This window comes from Pseudomonas mangiferae, from assembly GCF_007109405.1.
Classification (GTDB): domain Bacteria; phylum Pseudomonadota; class Gammaproteobacteria; order Pseudomonadales; family Pseudomonadaceae; genus Pseudomonas_T; species Pseudomonas_T mangiferae.
On record NZ_VJOY01000005.1, the window covers coordinates 286,620 to 305,439 of the forward strand.

The following is an 18,820-nucleotide window of genomic DNA, read 5'->3' on the forward strand; positions in this document are numbered from 1 at the left end:
CCCGCCGGCGGCCGTCCACCGGTTACACTTGCTTCCCACGTACCCGGTGGACAAGCTATACGCCGCCCAACCGGGCCCCCTTGTGAAGAGAGCACGATTTCCATGCGCATTTTGGTGACCGGCGGCGCCGGTTTTATTGGTTCGGCGCTGATCCGCCATGTGCTGCGGCATACCGAGCACAGCGTGCTCAACCTCGACAAACTCACCTACGCCGGCAACCTGGAATCCCTGGCGACGGTGGCGGACGATCCCCGCTACCGCTTCCTCCAGGCCGACATCGGCGACGCCGCTGCGGTGAGCCGGGCGCTGGAGGACTTCCAGCCCGACGCGGTGATGCACCTGGCGGCAGAGTCCCACGTGGACCGCTCCATCGACGGTCCGTCCGCGTTCATCCAGACCAACATCGTCGGCACCTACGCCTTGCTGGACGCGGTACGTGCCTACTGGCAAGCGCTGCCCGAACCGCGCCGCGGAACGTTCCGCTTCCACCACATCTCCACCGACGAGGTGTACGGCGACCTGCACGGCGCCGACGACCTGTTCCGCGAGACCACGCCCTACGCCCCCAGCTCGCCGTACTCGGCGAGCAAGGCAGCGTCCGACCACCTGGTCCGCGCCTGGCACCGCACCTACGGACTGCCGGTGCTGGTGAGCAACTGTTCCAACAACTACGGCCCGTATCACTTCCCCGAGAAGCTGATCCCGCTGATGATCCTCAACGCCCTGGAAGGCAAGCCGCTGCCGGTCTACGGCAATGGCCAGCAGGTGCGCGACTGGCTGTACGTGGAAGACCACGCGCGGGCCCTGCTGCAGGTGGTCACCTGGGGCATGGTGGGCGAGACCTACAACATCGGCGGGCACAACGAGAAGCGCAACCTGGACGTGGTCCAGGGAATCTGCGCCCTGCTGGAGGAACTGGCGCCGGCCAAGCCCGCCGGCGTCGCGCGCTACGCCGACCTGATCCGCTTCGTCAGCGACCGCCCGGGCCACGACCTGCGCTACGCCATCGACGCCGGCAAGATCGAGCGCGAGCTGGGCTGGACCCCCGCGGAAACCTTCGAGAGCGGCCTGCGCAAGACCGTGCAGTGGTACCTGGACAACCTCGACTGGTGCCGCCGCGTTCAGGACGGCAGCTACCAGCGCGAGCGCCTCGGTAGCCTGGGAGGGTCGCAGCCATGAAAGGTATCGTTCTCGCCGGCGGTTCCGGCACCCGGCTGCACCCCATCACCCTGGGCGTCTCCAAGCAGCTGCTGCCGATCTACGACAAGCCCATGGTCTACTACCCGATCTCGGTGCTGATGCTCGCCGGCATCCGCGAGATCCTGATCATCTCCACGCCCCAGGACCTGCCGCAGTACCGCAACCTGCTGGGCGACGGCAGCCAGTTCGGCGTGCACTTCCACTATGCCGTGCAGCCGTCCCCGGACGGCCTGGCCCAGGCATTCCTGATCGGCGAGTCGTTCATCGGCGACGATTCGGTGTGCCTGATCCTCGGCGACAACATCTTCCACGGCCAGCACTTCACCGAGCAGCTGGAGCGGGCCGCCGCCCAGCCCAACGGCGCCACGGTGTTCGGCTACTGGGTCAAGGACCCGGAACGCTTCGGCGTGGTGGATTTCGACGCCGACGGCCGCGCCCTCTCCATCGAGGAAAAGCCGCGCCAGCCGAAGTCCAGCTACGCGGTGACCGGCCTGTATTTCTACGACAACGACGTGCTGCGCATCGCCCGGGCGGTGAAGCCCTCGGCCCGTGGCGAGCTGGAGATCACCGACGTGAACAACGCCTACCTGCAGCGCGGCGACCTGCGGGTGGAGCGCTTCGGCCGCGGCTTCGCCTGGCTCGACACCGGCACCCACGACAGCCTGCTGGAGGCCTCCCAGTACGTGCAGACCATCGAGCACCGCCAGGGGCTGAAGGTGGCCTGCCTGGAGGAAATCGCCTTCCAGCGCGGCTGGATCGACCGCGAGCAGTTGCTCAGCCAGGCCCGCGCCTTCGGCAAGACCGGCTACGGCCAGTACCTGTTCCAGCTGGCGGGGGAGATCGACGCGCCATGAACGTCATCGCCACCGCCCTGCCCGACGTGCTGATCATCGAACCCAAGGTGTTCGGCGACGCCCGCGGCTTCTTCTTCGAGAGCTTCAACGCCCAGGCCTTCGCCGACGCCACCGGTGTGCGCCGCGACTTCGTCCAGGACAACCATTCCCTGTCCCAGCGCGGCGTGCTGCGCGGGCTGCACTACCAGATCGAACAGGCCCAGGGGAAACTGGTGCGGGTGGTGCAGGGCGAGGTGTTCGACGTCGCGGTGGACGTGCGCCGCCGCTCGCCCACCTTCGGCCAGTGGGTCGGAGTGCGCCTGTCGGCGGAGAACAAGCGCCAGCTGTGGGTTCCGGAAGGCTTCGCCCACGGGTTCCTGGTGCTCAGCGAGCAGGCCGAGTTCCTCTACAAGACCACCGACTACTACGCGCCGGTCCACGAGCGCTGCATCCGCTGGGACGACCCTGAGCTGGCCATCGACTGGCCGCTGGACGGCGAGCCGCAGCTGTCCGCCAAGGACCTCGCCGGCGTCGGCCTGCACGAGGCCGAGACCTTCCCATGAGCATCCTCGTCACCGGCCACCACGGCCAGGTCGCCCGTGAACTGCAACGCGCCCTGGCGCCCTTGGACGAGGTGCTCTGCCTGGGGCGCGAGCGCCTCGACCTGGCCGACCCGGCGCGCATCCGCGAGACCGTGCGGGCGCTGCGCCCGACGCTGATCGTCAACGCCGCCGCCCACACCGCGGTGGACCAGGCCGAGCAGGAGCCGGACGCCGCCTACGCCCTGAACGCCACGGCCCCCGGGGTGCTGGCGGAGGAAGCGGCGGCCCTGGGCATCCCGCTGATCCACTACTCCACCGACTACGTGTTCGACGGCGACCAGGCCACCCCCTATCACGAGGACGACCGCCCCAATCCCCTGGGCGTCTATGGCGCCAGCAAGCTGGCCGGCGAGCAGGCGATCCAGGCAGTGGGCGGTGCCCACCTGATCCTGCGCACCAGCTGGGTGTACTCCCGCCACGGGCGCAACTTCCTGCTGACCATGCTGCGCCTGCTGCAGGAAAAACCGCACCTGCGGGTGGTGGCCGACCAGGTCGGCGCGCCCACCTGGGCCGGCGACATCGCCGACGGCACCGCGGCGCTGATCCAGCGCTGGCGCGCCGGCCATGCCCACTGGGGCACCTACCATTTCACCGCCGGCGGCGAGACCTCCTGGTACGGCTTCGCCAGCGCCATCGCCGAGCACCTGCGGGCCGAGGGAAAACCCTGCGCCACCCTGGAGGCGATCCCGTCCCGCGAGTACCCGACCCCGGCCCGGCGGCCGCTCAACTCGCGCCTGAGCGGCGACAAGCTGCGCCGCGACTGGGGCCTGGCGCTGCCCGACTGGCGTGCCGGCCTGGACGCCTGCCTGGCGGCACCCCGCTGAACCCGCCAGCACGGCCCGCCCGGCGCGGGCCGCGTGCATAATGCGCGGATGAACCGCAGCCCCACCGACCCGTCCACCGCCCGGCCGCGGCGCCCCCGCTGGCGCAGCCTGGCGCTGCTCGCCCTGCTGCTGGCGCCGCTGCTGTGGCCACTGCAGCTGTTCGTCGAGCGCTACTACAGCCACGAACTGCTGGAGCAGAACCGCCAGACCCTCGACCTCTACACCGCCAACCTGCTGGGCACCCTGCGCCGCTTCGAGGTGATGCCGCCGCTCCTGGGGGACCTGCCGCTGCTGCGCGCCGCGCTGCTCAACCCGCAGGACGCCCAGGGCATCGACCAGGCCAACCGCCTGCTGGGGGAGATCCGCCAGCAGACCGGCGCCGACGTGATCTACCTGATGAACCCCGAGGGCCTGGCCCTGGTGGCCTCCAACTGGGACCAGGCGGACAGTTTCGTCGGCCGCAACTTCGCCTTCCGCCCCTACTACCGCGAGGCCATGCAGGGTCGCCTGGCGCGCTTCTTCGGCCTCGGCACCACCTCCGGCAAGCGCGGCTACTACTTCGCCAGCGCGGTGCGCGACGGCGAGCGGATTCTCGGCGCCCTGGTGGTGAAGGTGGACCTGGACTACGCCGAGACCCTCTGGGGCAAGACCCCGGAGCAACTGATGGTCACCGACGCCAACGGCGTGGTGATCCTCACCTCGCGACCGGAATGGCGCTTCCGCGCCAGCCGCCCGCTGGACATCGCCGAGCGCGCCGCCATCGTCGACACCCAGCCCTACCCGGAGCAGGCGCCGACGCCGCTGCGCCTGCGCCCCGGTGCCTGGCTGACCCTCGACCGGCAGTTGCCGGAGACCGGCTGGACCGTGAGCATCCTGGCGCCCCGGGAGCTGGTGGACCGCCAGGTGCGCACCGCCATGGCCATCGGTGGCGGCGCGCTGCTGGTGCTGATCCTGTTGCTGGGGCTGATGATGCTGCGCCGTCGCCACTACCTGGAGCGCATCGCCCTCGACGCCCGCGCCCGGCACCAGCTGGAGCAGCGGGTACTGGAGCGCACCCGCGACCTGGAGGCCCTCAACAGCCGCCTCAAGGAGGAAGTGCTGGAGCGCGAGCAGGCCCAGCAGGAACTGGTGCGCGCCCAGGACGAGCTGCTGCAGGCCGGCAAGCTGTCGGTGCTGGGCACCATGTCGGCGAGCATCAGCCACGAACTCAACCAGCCCCTGGGGGCGATCCGCAGCTACGCCGACAATGCCGGGGTGCTACTGGACCACGGCCGGGTCGACGACGTGCGGGAAAACCTCACGCTGATCCGCGAGCTGACCGGGCGCATGGCGTCCATCATCACCCACCTGCGGGCCTTCGCCCGGCGCGACCGCCACGCCCCCGAGAGCGTCGCCCTGCAACCGGCCCTGGACGACGCCCTGGCGTTGCTGGCCAAGCGCCGGCGGGCGATGGACGTGGAGCTGATCCGCGACCTGCCGGAGGCGACCCTGTGGGTCCAGGCCGGCGAGACGCGCCTGCGCCAGGTGCTTGGCAACCTGCTGGCCAACGCCCTCGACGCCCTGGGCGAGAAGGCCCAGCCGCGACGCCTGTGGCTGAGCGCCGAGCGCACCGCCGACGGCATCGAGCTGACCCTGCGGGACAACGGCCCCGGCTTCGGCCCGGAGGCCCTGGCCCGCGCCCGCGAACCGTTCTTCACCACCAAGACCAGCGCCCAGGGCCTGGGCCTCGGCCTGGCCATCTGCGACAGCCTGATGCGTGCCCTGGGCGGCGAGCTGGTGCTCGCCAACCATCCCCAGGGCGGCGCGCTGATCACCCTGCGCATGCGCGCCGCCATACCCGGCGTCACCCCGCAGTCACCCGAGGACTCCCCGCCATGACCGCCATCGACCCCTCCATCCAGGTGCTGCTGATCGACGACGACCCGCACCTGCGCAAGGCCCTGAGCCAGACCCTCGACCTCGCCGGCCTGAAGGTGCAGACCCTGGCCGAGGCCGAGGGCGTCGCCGAGCGCCTCGGCCGCGACTGGCCGGGAGTGGTGGTCAGCGACATCCGCATGCCCGGGCTGGACGGCCTGGCGCTGCTGGCCGCGCTGCATGCCCGCGACCCGGAACTGCCGGTGCTGCTGATCACCGGCCACGGCGACGTGCCGCTGGCGGTGCAGGCGATGCGCGCCGGCGCCTACGACTTCCTGGAGAAACCCTTCGCCAGCGATGCGCTGCTGGACAGCGTGCGCCGCGCCCTCGCCCTGCGCGCCCTGGTGCTGGAGAACCGCAGCCTGCGCCTGGCCCTGGCGGACCGCCAGGAGCTGAGCGGTCGCCTGCTGGGCCAGTCGCCGGCGGTGCAGCGCCTGCGGGAGCAGATCGGCGCCCTGGCGGCGACCCACGCCGACGTGCTGATCCTCGGCGAGACCGGCGCCGGCAAGGAGGTGGTGGCGCGGGCGCTGCACGACCTGTCGAGCCGCCGCGACGGCCCCTTCGTGGCGATCAACGCCGGCGCCCTGGCCGAGTCGGTGGTGGAGAGCGAGCTGTTCGGCCACGAGGCCGGCGCCTTCACCGGCGCCCAGAAGCGCCGCATCGGCAAGTTCGAGTACGCCAACGGCGGCACCCTGTTCCTCGACGAGATCGAGAGCATGAGCCTCGACGTGCAGGTCAAGCTGCTGCGCCTGCTGCAGGAGCGCAGCGTCGAGCGGATGGGCTCGAACCAGTTGATCCCCCTGGACATCCGGGTGATCGCCGCGACCAAGGAAGACCTGCGCCTGGCCGCCGACCAGAACCGCTTCCGCGCCGACCTGTATTACCGGCTGAATGTCGCCAGCCTGCGCATCCCACCCCTGCGCGAGCGCGGCGAGGACGCCCTGCGGCTGTTCCAGCAGTTCGCCGACAACGCCAGCCAGCGTCACGGCGTGGCGCCGCGCAGCCTCGACAGCCAGCAGCGCGCGCAGCTGCTGACCCACAGCTGGCCGGGCAACGTGCGCGAGCTGCAGAACGCCGCCGAACGCTTCGCCCTCGGCCTGGACCTGGCGCTGGACGACGCCACGCCGGAGTTGCCGGTGGTGAGCGGCGGCCTCAGCGAGCAGGTGGAGGCCTTCGAGCGCGCCCTGATCGCCGCCGAGCTGACCCGTCCCCACAGCTCCGTGCGCAGCCTCGCCGAAGCCCTCGGCCTGCCCCGCAAGACCCTCCACGACAAGCTGCGCAAGCACGGCCTGCACTTCGGTGGCGGCAGCGCCGACGACGCCGACTGAGTCTCCTCTCCGCGGCCCCGCGGCAGCATTTCGCGGAGCCGCGTCACCCCGCTGCAACATTTTCTGACGATCCTGGATCCGTCCGCCGGAGCCCGCGCGAGGCGCGGCGTCGGCCCCTGTCGCGTCGGCGCGCAGGTCGCTGACGGTGAGCGCCGGCGCGACGCGAATGTCGACCGAACGGGCAACTTTTCGGTGATCGAGGGCTCTGGAAAAAGACCGCGCCATGCCGCCGCCCGCCCTCCGCCGAAGGTGTTTGCAGGCTTGCAGACGAGGACATTTGTTCTACGGTCTATCGGGGGCTCGCACCACGGCCACGTGCCCCGCCGCCCCTTGGAGCCTCCGAGACCACGACTGATCGGAGCTCCAAAACGTGCGCCAGATCAGGGAAAGGAGTTCGCCGGCAGGACGCTTGGCTCGCGCTTGATACACGTCAATGTGCCGCAGCGAGTGCGCGCGCCTAATACCCTCAACTTCTGCCCGTCGTAAGGAGGCACGCCATGTCCGACAACCCCTCACAAAAACTCCGACTGGGCGCCCTCGTCGCGCTGGTCGTGGGTTCGATGATCGGTGGCGGTATCTTTTCCCTGCCCCAGAACATGGCAGCCAGCGCCGACGTCGGCGCCGTGCTGATCGGCTGGGCGATCACCGCCGTAGGCATGCTCACCCTGGCCTTCGTCTTCCAGACCCTGGCCAACCGCAAGCCGGAACTGGACGCCGGCGTCTACGCCTACGCCAAGGCCGGTTTCGGCGACTACATGGGCTTTTCCTCCGCCTGGGGCTACTGGATCAGCGCCTGGCTGGGCAACGTCGGCTACTTCGTCCTGCTGTTCAGCACCCTGGGGTTCTTCTTCCCGGTGTTCGGCGAAGGCAACACCCCGGCGGCCATCGTCGGCGCCTCGGTGCTGCTCTGGGCCGTGCACTTCCTGGTGCTGCGCGGGATCAAGGAAGCGGCCTTCATCAACCTGGTCACCACGGTCGCCAAGGTGGTGCCGCTGCTGATGTTCATCGTGCTGGCCGGCGTGGCGTTCAAGGCGGACATCTTCACCCGCGACGTCTGGGGTGAGATGAACCCCGACCTGGGCAGCGTCATGGACCAGGTGCGCAACATGATGCTGGTCACCGTCTGGGTGTTCATCGGCATCGAGGGCGCCAGCATCTACTCGGCCCGCGCCGAGAAACGCTCGGACGTGGGCAAGGCCACCATCATCGGCTTCCTCGGCGTGCTGGCGATCCTGGTGATGGTCAACGTGCTGTCCATGGGTGTGATGAGCCAACCGGAGCTGGCCAAGCTGCCCAACCCGTCCATGGCCGGCGTGCTGGAACACGTGGTGGGCCACTGGGGCGCGGTGCTGATCAGCGTCGGCCTGGTGGTGTCGCTGCTGGGCGCACTGCTGTCCTGGGTGCTGCTCTGCGCGGAGATCATGTTCGCCGGCGCCCGCGACCACACCATGCCCAATTTCCTCAAGAAGGAGAACGCGCAACACGTCCCGGTCAACGCCTTGTGGCTGACCAACGCCATGGTGCAGCTGTTCCTGGTGGTGACCCTGTTCGCCGCCAGCACCTACACCAGCCTGATCTACCTGGCCACCTCGATGATCCTGGTGCCGTATTTCTGGTCGGCGGCCTATGGCGTGCTGCTCAGCGTCCGTGGGGAAACCTACGAGAACGCCCCCGGTGAGCGTCGCAAGGACCTGATCATCGCCTCCATCGCGCTGATCTACGCCGTCTGGCTGCTGTATGCCGGCGGCCTGAAATACCTGCTGCTGTCGGCGCTGCTGTACGCCCCCGGCGCCCTGTTCTTCGCCAAGGCGAAACGCGAGCAGGGGCTGGCGGTGTTTACCACCCCCGAGAAGGTGATCTTCGCCACCGTGATGGTGGGCGCGCTGATCGCCGCCTACGGCCTGTACAGCGGTTTCCTGACGCTCTGACGTACCGATTCTGATTTTGCAAGGAGACTCTGCCATGACCACTCAACCCCAAAAACTCGGCGTGCATTCCGAAGCCGGCAAGTTGCGCAAAGTGATGGTCTGCTCCCCCGGGCTGGCCCACCAGCGCCTGACCCCGAGCAACTGCGACGACCTGCTGTTCGACGACGTGCTGTGGGTCAACCAGGCCAAGCGCGACCACTTCGACTTCGTCACCAAGCTGCGCGAGCGGGGCGTGGAAGTGCTGGAAATGCACAACCTGCTCACCGAGACGGTGAAGAACCCCGAGGCCCTGAAATGGATCCTCGACCGCAAGATCGTGCCCAACCAGGTGGGTGTGGGCCTGGTCAGCGAAGTGCGCGGCTGGCTGGAAGAACAGGAGCCGCGCAAGCTGGCCGAATACCTCATCGGCGGCGTCTCCGGCGCCGACCTGCCGGGCACCCAGAGCGCCGAGATCGTCAAGATGTTCCGCGACTACCTGGGCCATTCCAGCTTCCTGCTGCCGCCGCTGCCGAACACCCAGTTCACCCGCGACACCACCTGCTGGATCTACGGCGGCGTGACCCTCAACCCGATGTTCTGGCCGGCGCGACGCCAGGAAACCCTGCTGGCCAGCGCCATCTACAAATTCCACCCGGAATTCGCCAACGCCGACTTCCAGGTCTGGTATGGCGACCCGGACAAGGACCACGGCCTCGCCACCCTGGAGGGCGGTGACGTGATGCCCATCGGCAACGGCGTGGTGCTGATCGGCATGGGCGAGCGGACCTCCCGCCAGGCCATCGGCCAGCTGGCCCAGTCGCTGTTCAACCACCATGCGGTGGAACGGGTGATCGTCGCCGGCCTGCCCAAGTCCCGCGCCGCCATGCACCTGGACACCGTGTTCAGCTTCTGCGACCGCGACCTGGTCACGGTCTTCCCGGAAGTGGTGGAGCAGATCGTGCCGTTCAGCCTGCGCCCGGACGAGAGCAAGCCCACCGGGATCGACGTGCGCCGGGAGAACAAGTCGTTCCTCGACACCGTCGCCGAGGCCCTCGGCCTGCCGGCCCTGCGCGTGGTGCAGACCGGCGGCGACAGCTACGAGGCGGAACGCGAGCAATGGGACGACGGCAACAACGTGGTGGCCGTGGAGCCAGGCGTGGTGATCGGCTATGACCGCAACACCTACACCAACACCATGCTGCGCAAGGCCGGCGTCGAGGTCATCACCATCAGCGCCAGCGAACTGGGACGCGGCCGGGGCGGCGGCCACTGCATGACCTGCCCAATCGTCCGCGACCCCATCGACTATTGATCCACCGCGGCGGCGTCCGAGCGGCGCCGCCCCTTCCCGCCGGCCCACGAGGCGCGGGACCGATTTCCACTTCCACGAGGAGAAGAATCATGGCGTTCAACATGCACAACCGGAACCTGCTGAGCCTGATGCACCACAGCACCCGGGAATTGCGCTACCTGCTGGACCTGGCCCGCGACCTGAAACGCGCCAAGTACACCGGGACCGAGCAACCGCACCTGAACCGCAAGAACATCGCGCTGATCTTCGAGAAGACCTCGACCCGCACCCGCTGCGCCTTCGAGGTGGCCGCCTACGACCAGGGCGCCAACGTCACCTACATCGACCCGAACTCCTCGCAGATCGGCCACAAGGAGAGCATGAAGGACACCGCCCGGGTGCTCGGCCGGATGTACGACGCCATCGAGTACCGCGGCTTCAAGCAGGAGATCGTCGAGGAACTGGCGAAATTCGCCGGGGTGCCGGTGTTCAACGGCCTGACCGACGAGTACCACCCGACCCAGATGCTGGCCGACGTGCTGACCATGCGCGAGAACAGCGACAAGCCGCTGCATGACATCAGCTACGCCTACCTGGGCGATGCCCGCAACAACATGGGCAACTCCCTGTTGCTGATCGGCGCCAAGCTGGGCATGGACGTGCGCATCGCCGCGCCCAAGGCCCTCTGGCCCCACGCCGACTTCGTCGAGGAGTGCAAACGCTTCGCCGAGGAAAGCGGCGCGCGGGTGACCCTCACCGAGGACGCCAAGGAAGCGGTCAAGGGTGTCGACTTCATCCACACCGACGTGTGGGTGTCCATGGGCGAACCGGTGGAAGCCTGGGCCGAGCGCATCCAGGAACTGCTGCCCTACCAGGTCAACGCCGACATCATGAAGGCCGCCGGCAACCCGCGGGTGAAGTTCATGCACTGCCTGCCGGCGTTCCACAACAGCGAGACCAAGGTCGGCAAGCAGATCGCCGAGAAGTACCCGAACCTGGCCAACGGCATCGAAGTGACCGACGACGTGTTCGAGTCGCCCGCCTGCATCGCCTTCGAGCAGGCCGAGAACCGCATGCACACCATCAAGGCGGTGCTGGTCTCGACCCTCGCCGACGTCTGACAGCGGCCTGAGCGACGCCCCGCCCCGGCGGGGCCGTCGCACCCTACCCGATTCGAGGAGTTTCCCATGCGTATCGTCATCGCCCTGGGCGGCAACGCCCTGCTCCGCCGCGGCGAGCCCATGACCGCGGACAACCAGCGCGAGAACGTGCGGGTCGCCGTGCAGCAGATCGCCAAGATCACCGGCGGCAACGAACTGGTGATCGCCCACGGCAACGGCCCGCAGGTCGGCCTGCTGGCCCTGCAGGGCGCCGCCTACACCAGCGTCAGCCCCTACCCGCTGGACGTGCTGGGCGCCGAGACCGAAGGCATGATCGGCTACATGATCGAACAGGAGCTGGGCAACCTGCTGCCGTTCGAGGTGCCCTTCGCCACCCTGCTCACCCAGGTGGAAGTGGACGCCCGCGACCCCGCCTTCCAGAACCCCACCAAGCCCATCGGCCCGGTCTACAGCAAGGACGACGCCGAGCGCCTGGCCGCCGAGAAAGGCTGGAACATCGCCCCGGACGGCGACAAGTACCGGCGCGTGGTGCCCAGCCCGCGGCCGAAGCGGATCTTCGAGATCCGCCCGATCAAGTGGCTGCTGGAGCACGGCAGCGTGGTGATCTGCGCCGGCGGCGGCGGCATCCCGACCCGCTACAACGCCGACGGCAAGCTGGAAGGCGTGGAGGCGGTGATCGACAAGGACCTCTGCTCCGCCCTGCTGGCGGAACAGCTGGACGCCGACCTGCTGGTGATCGCCACCGACGTGGACGCCGCCTACGTGGACTGGGGCAAGCCGACCCAGCGGGCCATCGCCCAGGCCAGCCCGGACGAGCTGGAAGCCATGGGCTTCGCCGCAGGCTCCATGGGGCCGAAGGTCCAGGCCGCCAGCGAGTTCGCCCGCAACACCGGCCGCGCCGCGGTGATCGGCGCCCTGGCCGACATCGAGGCCATCGTCACCGGCAAGGCCGGCACCCGGGTCGACGCCGGCAACCGCGGCATCGTCTACCGCGAGGCCTGAGCCGAGGCCGGCCGCCCCCGGCGGCCGGCTCGTGGAGGTCCGCCGTGCAACGCGGCGGACCCGCTCGCGCACTGACCGCACGCGCACGGCGTGACTCGACGGTCATCTCCCACGTCAGCTAAGTCATTCGGATCGTTCGAACCGCCCAACGGATAGCGGGTTTCGACGGCCCCGTGACGCCGGCGCCCCTCGAGGCACCCACCCGCCGCACGCCCGTCGCCGCCCTTAGCAGGAGTTGTTGAGAGATGTCTCGATTGCCGGTCATTGTGGGATTCGGCGGCTATAACGCCGCCGGCCGCAGCTCGTTCCACCACGCCTTTCGCCGCACGGTGCTGGAAACCCTCGATGCCCGGGCGCGCCAGGAGACCCTGGCCGGCCTCGCGGTGATGATGAAACGGGTGACGGTGGTGGACGACCAGTACCGCGACGAGACCGGCGCGCCCCTGACCCCGGTAGACATCGAGGCGCGCTACGGCGCGGACATCCTCGCCTCGACCCTGGTCCGGCGCATCGAGAAGCGCTACCTGGACGTGGACGCCGCCCACTGGCACAAGCAGCTCTCCCTCGAGGCCGACGCCCCGCTGCACTTCACCACCCTGCGCAAGCAGTTGCCCGAGCCGCTGCCGGCCAACTGGTCGGTGGAGCCCCTGGACGGCCAGCAGGTGCGGGTGACCCTCCACGGCAGCTGCGACATCAAGGTGGACAGCTACCGGCCGCTGCCGGTGAAATCCGCCGGCCAACTGCCCAGCGGCTTCGAACCGGGCGAGCTGTACAACTCCCACTTCCACCCCCGCGGCCTGCAGCTGGCCATCGTCGCCGCCACCGATGCCCTGCGCTCGGTGGGCCTGCCCTGGGAGACCATCGTCGACAGGGTCGAGCCGGACGAGGTGGCGGTGTTCGCCGGCAGCATCATGAGCCAGCTGGACGAGAACGGCTTCGGCGGCCTGATGCAGTCGCGGCTCAAGGGCAGCCGGGTGTCCTCCAAGCAACTGGCCCTGGGCCTGAACAGCATGCCGGCGGACTTCGTCAACGCCTACGTGCTGGGCAGCGTCGGCACCACCGGCAGCGTCACCGGCGCCTGCGCCACCTTCCTCTACAACCTGCAGAAGGCCATCGACGCCATCGCCGCCGGGCGCACCCGGGTGGCCCTGGTGGGCAACAGCGAGGCGCCCATCACCGCCGAGTGCATCGAGGGCTACGGCGCCATGGGTGCCCTGGCCACCGAGGAGAACCTGCGGCTGATCGAAGGCCGCGACGAGGTGGACTTCCGCCGCGCCAGCCGACCCTTCGGCGAGAACTGCGGCTTCACCCTGGCGGAGTCCAGCCAGTTCGTGGTGCTGATGGACGATGCCCTGGCCATGGAGCTGGGGGCGGACATCCATGGCGCCCTGCCGGACGTGTTCATCAACGCCGACGGCTACAAGAAATCCATTTCCGCCCCCGGCCCGGGCAACTACCTGACCATGGCCAAGGCGGTGGCCAGTGCGGTGCAGCTGGTGGGACTGGAGGGCGTGCGTGAACGCAGCTTCATCCACGCCCATGGCTCCAGCACACCGGCCAACCGGGTCACCGAATCGGAGCTGTTGGACCGGGTCGCCGAGGCCTTCGGCATCGAGGCCTGGCCGGTGACGGCGGTGAAGGCCTACCTCGGCCACACCCTGGCCACCGCCAGCGCCGACCAGGTGATCGCCGCCCTGGGCACCTTCAAGTACGGCATCCTGCCGGGGATCAAGACCATCGACCGCGTCGCCGACGACGTGCACCAGCGGCATCTGGACATCATCGCCGGCCGCGACCGCCACCTGGACGGCCGCGAGATGGACGTCTGCTTCGTCAACTCCAAGGGCTTCGGCGGCAACAACGCCAGCGGCGTGGTGCTCTCGCCGCGGCGGGTCGAGGCCATGCTGCGGCGGCGCTACGGCGAAGCGGCGTTCGAGGACTACCAGGCGCGCCGCGAGGCGACCCGCGCCGCGGCCCTGGCCTACGACGCGGAGGCCCTCAAGGGCCGCTTCGACATCCTCTACCGCTTCGGCCAGGACCTGATCGACGACAGTGCCATCCAGCTGTCGCCGGAGCGGGTGGTGGTGCCCGGCTTCACCCGCCCGGTGACCTTCAAGCCGGACTCGCGCTACCGCGACATGCTGGACTGAGCCCGCGCCGGCGCAGGCTTCAGTCCAGCGCGCTGGCCAGGCGGATCAGCTCGGCGCGCCAGTCGACCCCCAGGGGCAGGGCCAGGAAAGACGGGTTCAGGTAGGTCGCCCGGGCGCCATAGGCCAGGGGCGCGCCGTGGCTGTCCAGCACCTCACCACCGGCCCCTTCCAGCACGCCCTGGGCGGCAGCGGTGTCCCACTGGGAGGTGGGCGCCAGCCGGGGGTAGCAGTCCGCCTCGCCCTCGGCCAGCAGGCAGAACTTCAGCGAACTGCCGACATTGGCCAGGCGCAGCCCGCCGAAGCGGGCGTCGAGGCCAGCCAGCAGGCGCTCCTGGGCCGGGCTGCTGTGGCGACGGCTGGCGACCACGGTGAAGGCGCCGTCCGGCACCTCGCGCACGTGGATCGACCGCGGTGCGCCGTCACCCTCCACCCGCCAGGCGCCCAGGCCGGCGCCGCCGTAGTAGCAGCGCCCGTCGGCCGGAATGCCCACTACTCCGAACAGCACCCGGCCGTCCTCCACCAGGGCGACGTTGACAGTGAATTCCGCGGAGCCGGCGATGAATTCCTTGGTGCCATCCAGGGGGTCCACCAGCCACCAGCGGCGCCAGCCGGCCCGGGTGGCCAGGGGGATCTCGGCGTCTTCCTCGGACAACACCGGCACGTCGGGGGCGAGGGCGGCGAGGCCCTCGGCCAGCACCCGGTGGGCAGCTAGGTCGGCGGCGGTCACCGGCGAGGCGTCGGCCTTCTCGGTGACCACCACGTCGGTGCGCCAGTACGGCAGGATCGCCTCGCCGGCGCGGCGCACCAGGTCGAGGACGGCAGGCAGGAGCGGATGGCTCATGGGACGAAGACTCCACGCTGGGTGAGCAGGTCGCGGGCCAGGTACAGCGCCGCCAGGGCGCGGCCCTCGCTGAACCGGGGGTGCTGCGCCAGGGTCGCCAATTCCCGCAGGTTGACCCGCTCCACCCCCATGGGCTCCGGCTCGTCCCCCGGCAGGCGCTGGGGATAAAGATCCAGGGCCAGCACCACCTGGATCACCTGGCTCATGTAGCCGGGCGACAGGCTCAGCTCAGTGAGGCGCTCCAGGCGCCGCGCACCGAACCCCGCCTCTTCCTGCAGCTCGCGGTTGGCCGCCTCCAGCACGTCCTCGCCCGGCTCGATCAGGCCCTTGGGCAGGGACAGCTGGTAGTCGTCGACCCCGGCGCAGTATTCCTCCACCAGCAGCGCGTGGTCGGCATCGGCCATGGCCACGATCATCACCGCGCCGTAGCCGCTCCCCTTGCTCGCCAGCCGCTCGTAGGTCCGCTCGACCCCGTTGGCGAAACGCAGCTGCAGTTCCTCGACGCGGAACAGGCGGCTGCTGGCGACGATCTCGCGGGCGAGCACGGTGGGTTTCTGGCGCATGGGAGTCTCCTGGGCGAGCGGACGGGTATCATACCCCGGCTTTTCCGATTATCCCTGTCGGGTTCGCCGCCGCGGACCCGCCCCACCGCCCAGGATGCGCCCCATGCTCCCCCTCGCCTGGTCCGCGATCGACACCGTGCTGCTGGACATGGACGGCACGCTGCTCGACCTGCACTTCGACAACCATTTCTGGCTGGAGCACGTGCCCCAGCGCTACGCCGAGCACCACGGCATCAGCCGCGCCATGGCCGACCTGGAGCTGCAGCCGCTGTTCCTGCAGCACGCCGGAACCCTGAACTGGTACTGCACCGACTTCTGGACCCGGGAGCTGGGGCTGTCGATCCGCGAGATCAAGCGCGAGGTGGCCCACCTGATCGCCCTGCGCCCGGACGCCGACACCTTCCTTGCCGCCCTGCGCCGGGCCGGCAAGCGGGTCGCGCTGATCACCAACGCCCACCGCGACTCCCTCACCCTGAAGCTGGAGCGGGTGGAACTGGCGCCCTGGTTCGACCGCCTGATCAGCTCCCACGACTATGGCTACCCCAAGGAGGACCCGCAGTTCTGGCAGGCGCTGCAGGTGGACTTCGGCTTCGACCCGGCGCGAGCGCTGTTCATCGACGACAGCCTGCCGATCCTGCGCGCCGCCCGGCGCTTCGGCGTCGCGCACCTGATGGCGGTGCGCCGCCCGGACAGCCGCAAGCCGGACAAGGACACCGAGGAATTCGCCGCGGTGGACGACTACCGCGCCCTGCTGCCCTGAGCACCGGGAGCCGCCCATGGACCTCAAGCAACTGCGCTTCCTCGTCGCCCTCGACGAGACCCGTCACTTCGGCCAGGCTGCCGCCCGCTGCCACGTGACCCAACCGACCCTGTCCATGCGCCTGCGCGGGCTGGAAGAAGAACTGGGCCTGGAGCTGGTGCGCCGTGGCCAGCGCTTCGAAGGCTTCAGCCCCGAGGGCGAGCGCATCCTCGCCTGGGCGCGCCAGGTGCTGGCGGCCCAGGATGGCCTGCAGGCGGAGGCCGCGGCCTGTCGCGGCCAGTTGGTAGGTACCCTGCGCCTGGGCACCGTGCCCCTGGCGGGCTTCGACCCCATGTGCCTGGTGCGGCTGTTCGTCGACGACCACCCGCAGCTGCGCTTCCAGCTGTCGGTGCTGAGCAGCGAACAGATCCTCGAACGCCTGGCCAGCAACGGCCTGGACCTGGGCCTGTCCTACCTGGACCGCCTCGACCGCGGTCGCTACGAGGCCCTGGAACTGGCCGAGACCCGCATGGGCCTGCTCCACGACCGCCGTCACTTCGGCTTCGACGCCTGCCCCGACTGGCCAGCCCTGGCGGCGCTGCCCTTGGGCCTGCTGAGCGGCGGCATGCACTTCCGCCAGTCCCTCGATCACGCGTTCCGTAGCCGCGGCCTGACCCTGCGGCCGCGCCTGGAGACCGACGCCGTTCAGCCGCTGCTGCAGGCGGTGGGGGCCGGCCTGTGCTGCGCCATCGTGCCCCTGGACGCCGGCCTCGCCGACCTCAACGCCGACTGGGCGTTGTGGCCCTTGGAAGGCGTTCGCACCCTGGCGCCCCTGGGACTGATCCGCCGGCTGGACGAACCGCGCCCCGCCCTGGCCGACGCCTGCTTCGCCCTCGCCCGCGAGGCCCGCGACCGCGGGGCGCTCTAGGTTCTGTACGAAAAGTCGTCGAGCGCAGGCACTTTTCGTACAGAACCTGGCTGTTTCGACGTTATAGAGCGCTTGCATGGCAATCGCCTGATGGGCGGGAGCGCAGGTCTTTCGTCGCGCGGGGGGCCTTCCAATGCCTATCGGTGACGTTGGGTGTCCAGGCATCTCTGGCATGCGTGCGTGAGCTGCACCGTTTTTTGTGAACCGGTCGTGCATTCAGAAATATGCCGGGAGCCCGCAACCGGGGGCCTGCGCAAACAGCGACCGAGTTGGCATCCCGCCATGAGATGGCAGGTTAATATCGCGCCGCACCCAGGCAGCCCGCCTCGGTGCCTGGCCGGCCGGAGGGGGTCGCGCCTGTCGTCGTATCGTTTTTTCCGCAAGGAGGCACTTCGTGAATCGCGTCCTCAACGTCACCACCGCCCTGGGTCCGACCGTGCTGCGCTTCGCGGCACTGAGCGGACGGGAAGCGCTTTCGCGGCTGTTCGACTTCATGGTGACCCTGAAGAGCGAGCAGAAGGACCTGGACCCGGAATCGATGCTGGGCACGCCGGTGACGGTGGAGATCGAGCTGCAGGGCGGTGGCACGCGCCACCTCAACGGCCAGTGCATCCACTTCAGTCAGGTGGGCAAGCAGGGCCGGTACTACCTCTACGAGGCCCAGGTCAAACCCTGGCTGTGGTACGCCACGCGGCGCTCGGACTACCAGATCTTCCAGAACCTGAGCGTGCCGGACATGGTGAAGAAGGTCCTGGGTGCCTACCCGTTCCAGACCCGCTTCATGCTCAGCCGCAGCTACCGCACCTGGGAATACTGCGTGCAGTACCGGGAGACCGACGCCAACTTCGTCATGCGCATGCTGGAGAACGAGGGCATCTGGTTCTGGTTCGAGCACAGCGCGGGCGAGCACGTGATGGTGATCACCGACGACGTGGGCCTGTGCGACCCGTTCCCGGGGTACGCCACGGTGCCGTACTACGGCCCGGACTTCACCTACCCGGACAAGGACCACCTGGACCACTGGACGGCCGGCGGGCGGGTCAAGCCGGGCAAGTACATGGCCCGGGACTACAACTTCAAGATGCCGCGGGCGGACCTGACCACGCGCCACGAGACGCCGGGCGAGCATGCCCACGGCAGCTACGATATCTTCGACTACCCGGGCGGCTACGCGACCCTGGACGAGGGCGACCCCTACGCCCGCTCGCGGATGGAGGAGCTGCATGCCGCCCACAAGCGCGGGCACGCGGCGGGTCGTGCCCGGGGCATGGCGCCGGGGCGGCTGTTCACCCTGGAGAACCATCCGGTGGGCAGCCAGAACCGCGAGTACCTGGTGGTCGCGGCGGACTACCAGTTCAACGACAACGACTACGAGTCCAATGCCGGCTCCGACAGCCACGTGCTGCGGATCAAGCTGGAGACCCATCCCTCGGACCTGCCGTTCCGGCCCGAGCGGATCACCCCCAAGCCGCAGACCATGGGGCCGGAGACGGCGGTGGTGACCGGGCCCAAGGGCCAGGAGATCTACACCGACGAGTTCGGCCGGGTGAAGGTGTCGTTCCCGTGGAACCGCTACT

16 protein-coding genes are annotated in these 18,820 nt (G+C 69.3%); 14 read left to right on the plus strand and 2 right to left on the minus strand.

Annotated features, from left to right (window positions below; translation table 11 throughout):
* Positions 1–102 precede the first annotated feature (102 nt).
* The 11 genes from rfbB (at position 103) to FM069_RS09440 (ending at position 14,172) form a co-directional block, all read left to right on the plus strand.
* On the plus strand, positions 103–1,179 hold the full coding sequence (gene rfbB, locus FM069_RS09390) for a dTDP-glucose 4,6-dehydratase (protein ID WP_143488036.1): 1,077 nt from the start codon (positions 103–105) through the stop codon (positions 1,177–1,179).
* On the plus strand, positions 1,176–2,054 hold the full coding sequence (rfbA, locus tag FM069_RS09395) for a glucose-1-phosphate thymidylyltransferase RfbA (RefSeq protein ID WP_143488037.1): 879 nt from the start codon (positions 1,176–1,178) through the stop codon (positions 2,052–2,054). The genes rfbB and rfbA overlap by 4 nt, the downstream gene beginning before the upstream one ends.
* A complete protein-coding gene (gene rfbC, locus FM069_RS09400; RefSeq protein ID WP_143488038.1) occupies positions 2,051–2,596 on the plus strand; it encodes a dTDP-4-dehydrorhamnose 3,5-epimerase in 546 nt (181 codons plus the stop codon). Before rfbA ends, rfbC begins: the two co-directional genes overlap by 4 nt.
* Positions 2,593–3,459, plus strand: coding sequence for a dTDP-4-dehydrorhamnose reductase (gene rfbD / locus FM069_RS09405; RefSeq protein WP_143488039.1), 867 nt, complete (start codon positions 2,593–2,595; stop codon positions 3,457–3,459). The genes rfbC and rfbD overlap by 4 nt, the downstream gene beginning before the upstream one ends.
* 48 nt (positions 3,460–3,507) lie before the next feature.
* A complete protein-coding gene (locus tag FM069_RS09410; RefSeq protein ID WP_143488040.1) occupies positions 3,508–5,337 on the plus strand; it encodes a sensor histidine kinase in 1,830 nt (609 codons plus the stop codon).
* A complete protein-coding gene (locus FM069_RS09415; protein ID WP_143488041.1) occupies positions 5,334–6,701 on the plus strand; it encodes a sigma-54-dependent transcriptional regulator in 1,368 nt (455 codons plus the stop codon). The genes FM069_RS09410 and FM069_RS09415 overlap by 4 nt, the downstream gene beginning before the upstream one ends.
* Positions 6,702–7,198: 497 nt before the next feature.
* Positions 7,199–8,629 (plus strand): arginine-ornithine antiporter, encoded by a 1,431-nt coding sequence (arcD, locus tag FM069_RS09420; protein ID WP_143488042.1) that lies wholly within the window; start codon positions 7,199–7,201, stop codon positions 8,627–8,629.
* Between the two features lie 34 nt (positions 8,630–8,663).
* Positions 8,664–9,920 (plus strand): arginine deiminase, encoded by a 1,257-nt coding sequence (gene arcA, locus FM069_RS09425; RefSeq protein WP_143488043.1) that lies wholly within the window; start codon positions 8,664–8,666, stop codon positions 9,918–9,920.
* An 89-nt stretch (positions 9,921–10,009) separates the two neighbouring features.
* Positions 10,010–11,020, plus strand: coding sequence for an ornithine carbamoyltransferase (locus tag FM069_RS09430; protein ID WP_143488044.1), 1,011 nt, complete (start codon positions 10,010–10,012; stop codon positions 11,018–11,020).
* 66 nt (positions 11,021–11,086) lie between these two features.
* Positions 11,087–12,022, plus strand: coding sequence for a carbamate kinase (gene arcC / locus FM069_RS09435; protein WP_143488045.1), 936 nt, complete (start codon positions 11,087–11,089; stop codon positions 12,020–12,022).
* Positions 12,023–12,267: 245 nt separating this feature from the next.
* Positions 12,268–14,172: a beta-ketoacyl synthase gene (locus FM069_RS09440; RefSeq protein WP_143488046.1), complete on the plus strand. Its 1,905-nt coding sequence runs from the start codon at positions 12,268–12,270 to the stop codon at positions 14,170–14,172.
* A 19-nt stretch (positions 14,173–14,191) separates the two neighbouring features.
* Here FM069_RS09440 and cysQ read toward each other — a convergent pair whose 3' ends face one another.
* Together cysQ and nudE are read right to left on the minus strand one after the other, a co-directional pair.
* Entirely contained in the window at positions 14,192–15,013 is an 822-nt protein-coding gene (gene cysQ / locus FM069_RS09445) for a 3'(2'),5'-bisphosphate nucleotidase CysQ (RefSeq protein WP_143488047.1), read from the minus strand.
* A complete protein-coding gene (gene nudE, locus FM069_RS09450) occupies positions 15,010–15,576 on the minus strand; it encodes an ADP compounds hydrolase NudE (protein ID WP_143488048.1) in 567 nt (188 codons plus the stop codon). Before nudE ends, cysQ begins: the two co-directional genes overlap by 4 nt.
* Before the next feature lie 103 nt (positions 15,577–15,679).
* Between nudE and yrfG the strand changes: the two genes are divergently transcribed.
* The 3 genes from yrfG to FM069_RS09465 all read left to right on the plus strand — a co-directional run.
* Positions 15,680–16,336, plus strand: a complete 657-nt coding sequence (gene yrfG, locus FM069_RS09455) for a GMP/IMP nucleotidase (RefSeq protein ID WP_143488049.1) — start codon at positions 15,680–15,682, stop codon at positions 16,334–16,336.
* Positions 16,337–16,352: 16 nt separating this feature from the next.
* A complete protein-coding gene (locus FM069_RS09460; protein ID WP_143488050.1) occupies positions 16,353–17,243 on the plus strand; it encodes a LysR family transcriptional regulator in 891 nt (296 codons plus the stop codon).
* A 394-nt stretch (positions 17,244–17,637) separates the two neighbouring features.
* The coding region (locus FM069_RS09465) for a type VI secretion system Vgr family protein (protein ID WP_143488051.1) at positions 17,638–18,820 on the plus strand (1,183 nt) is incomplete at its 3' end.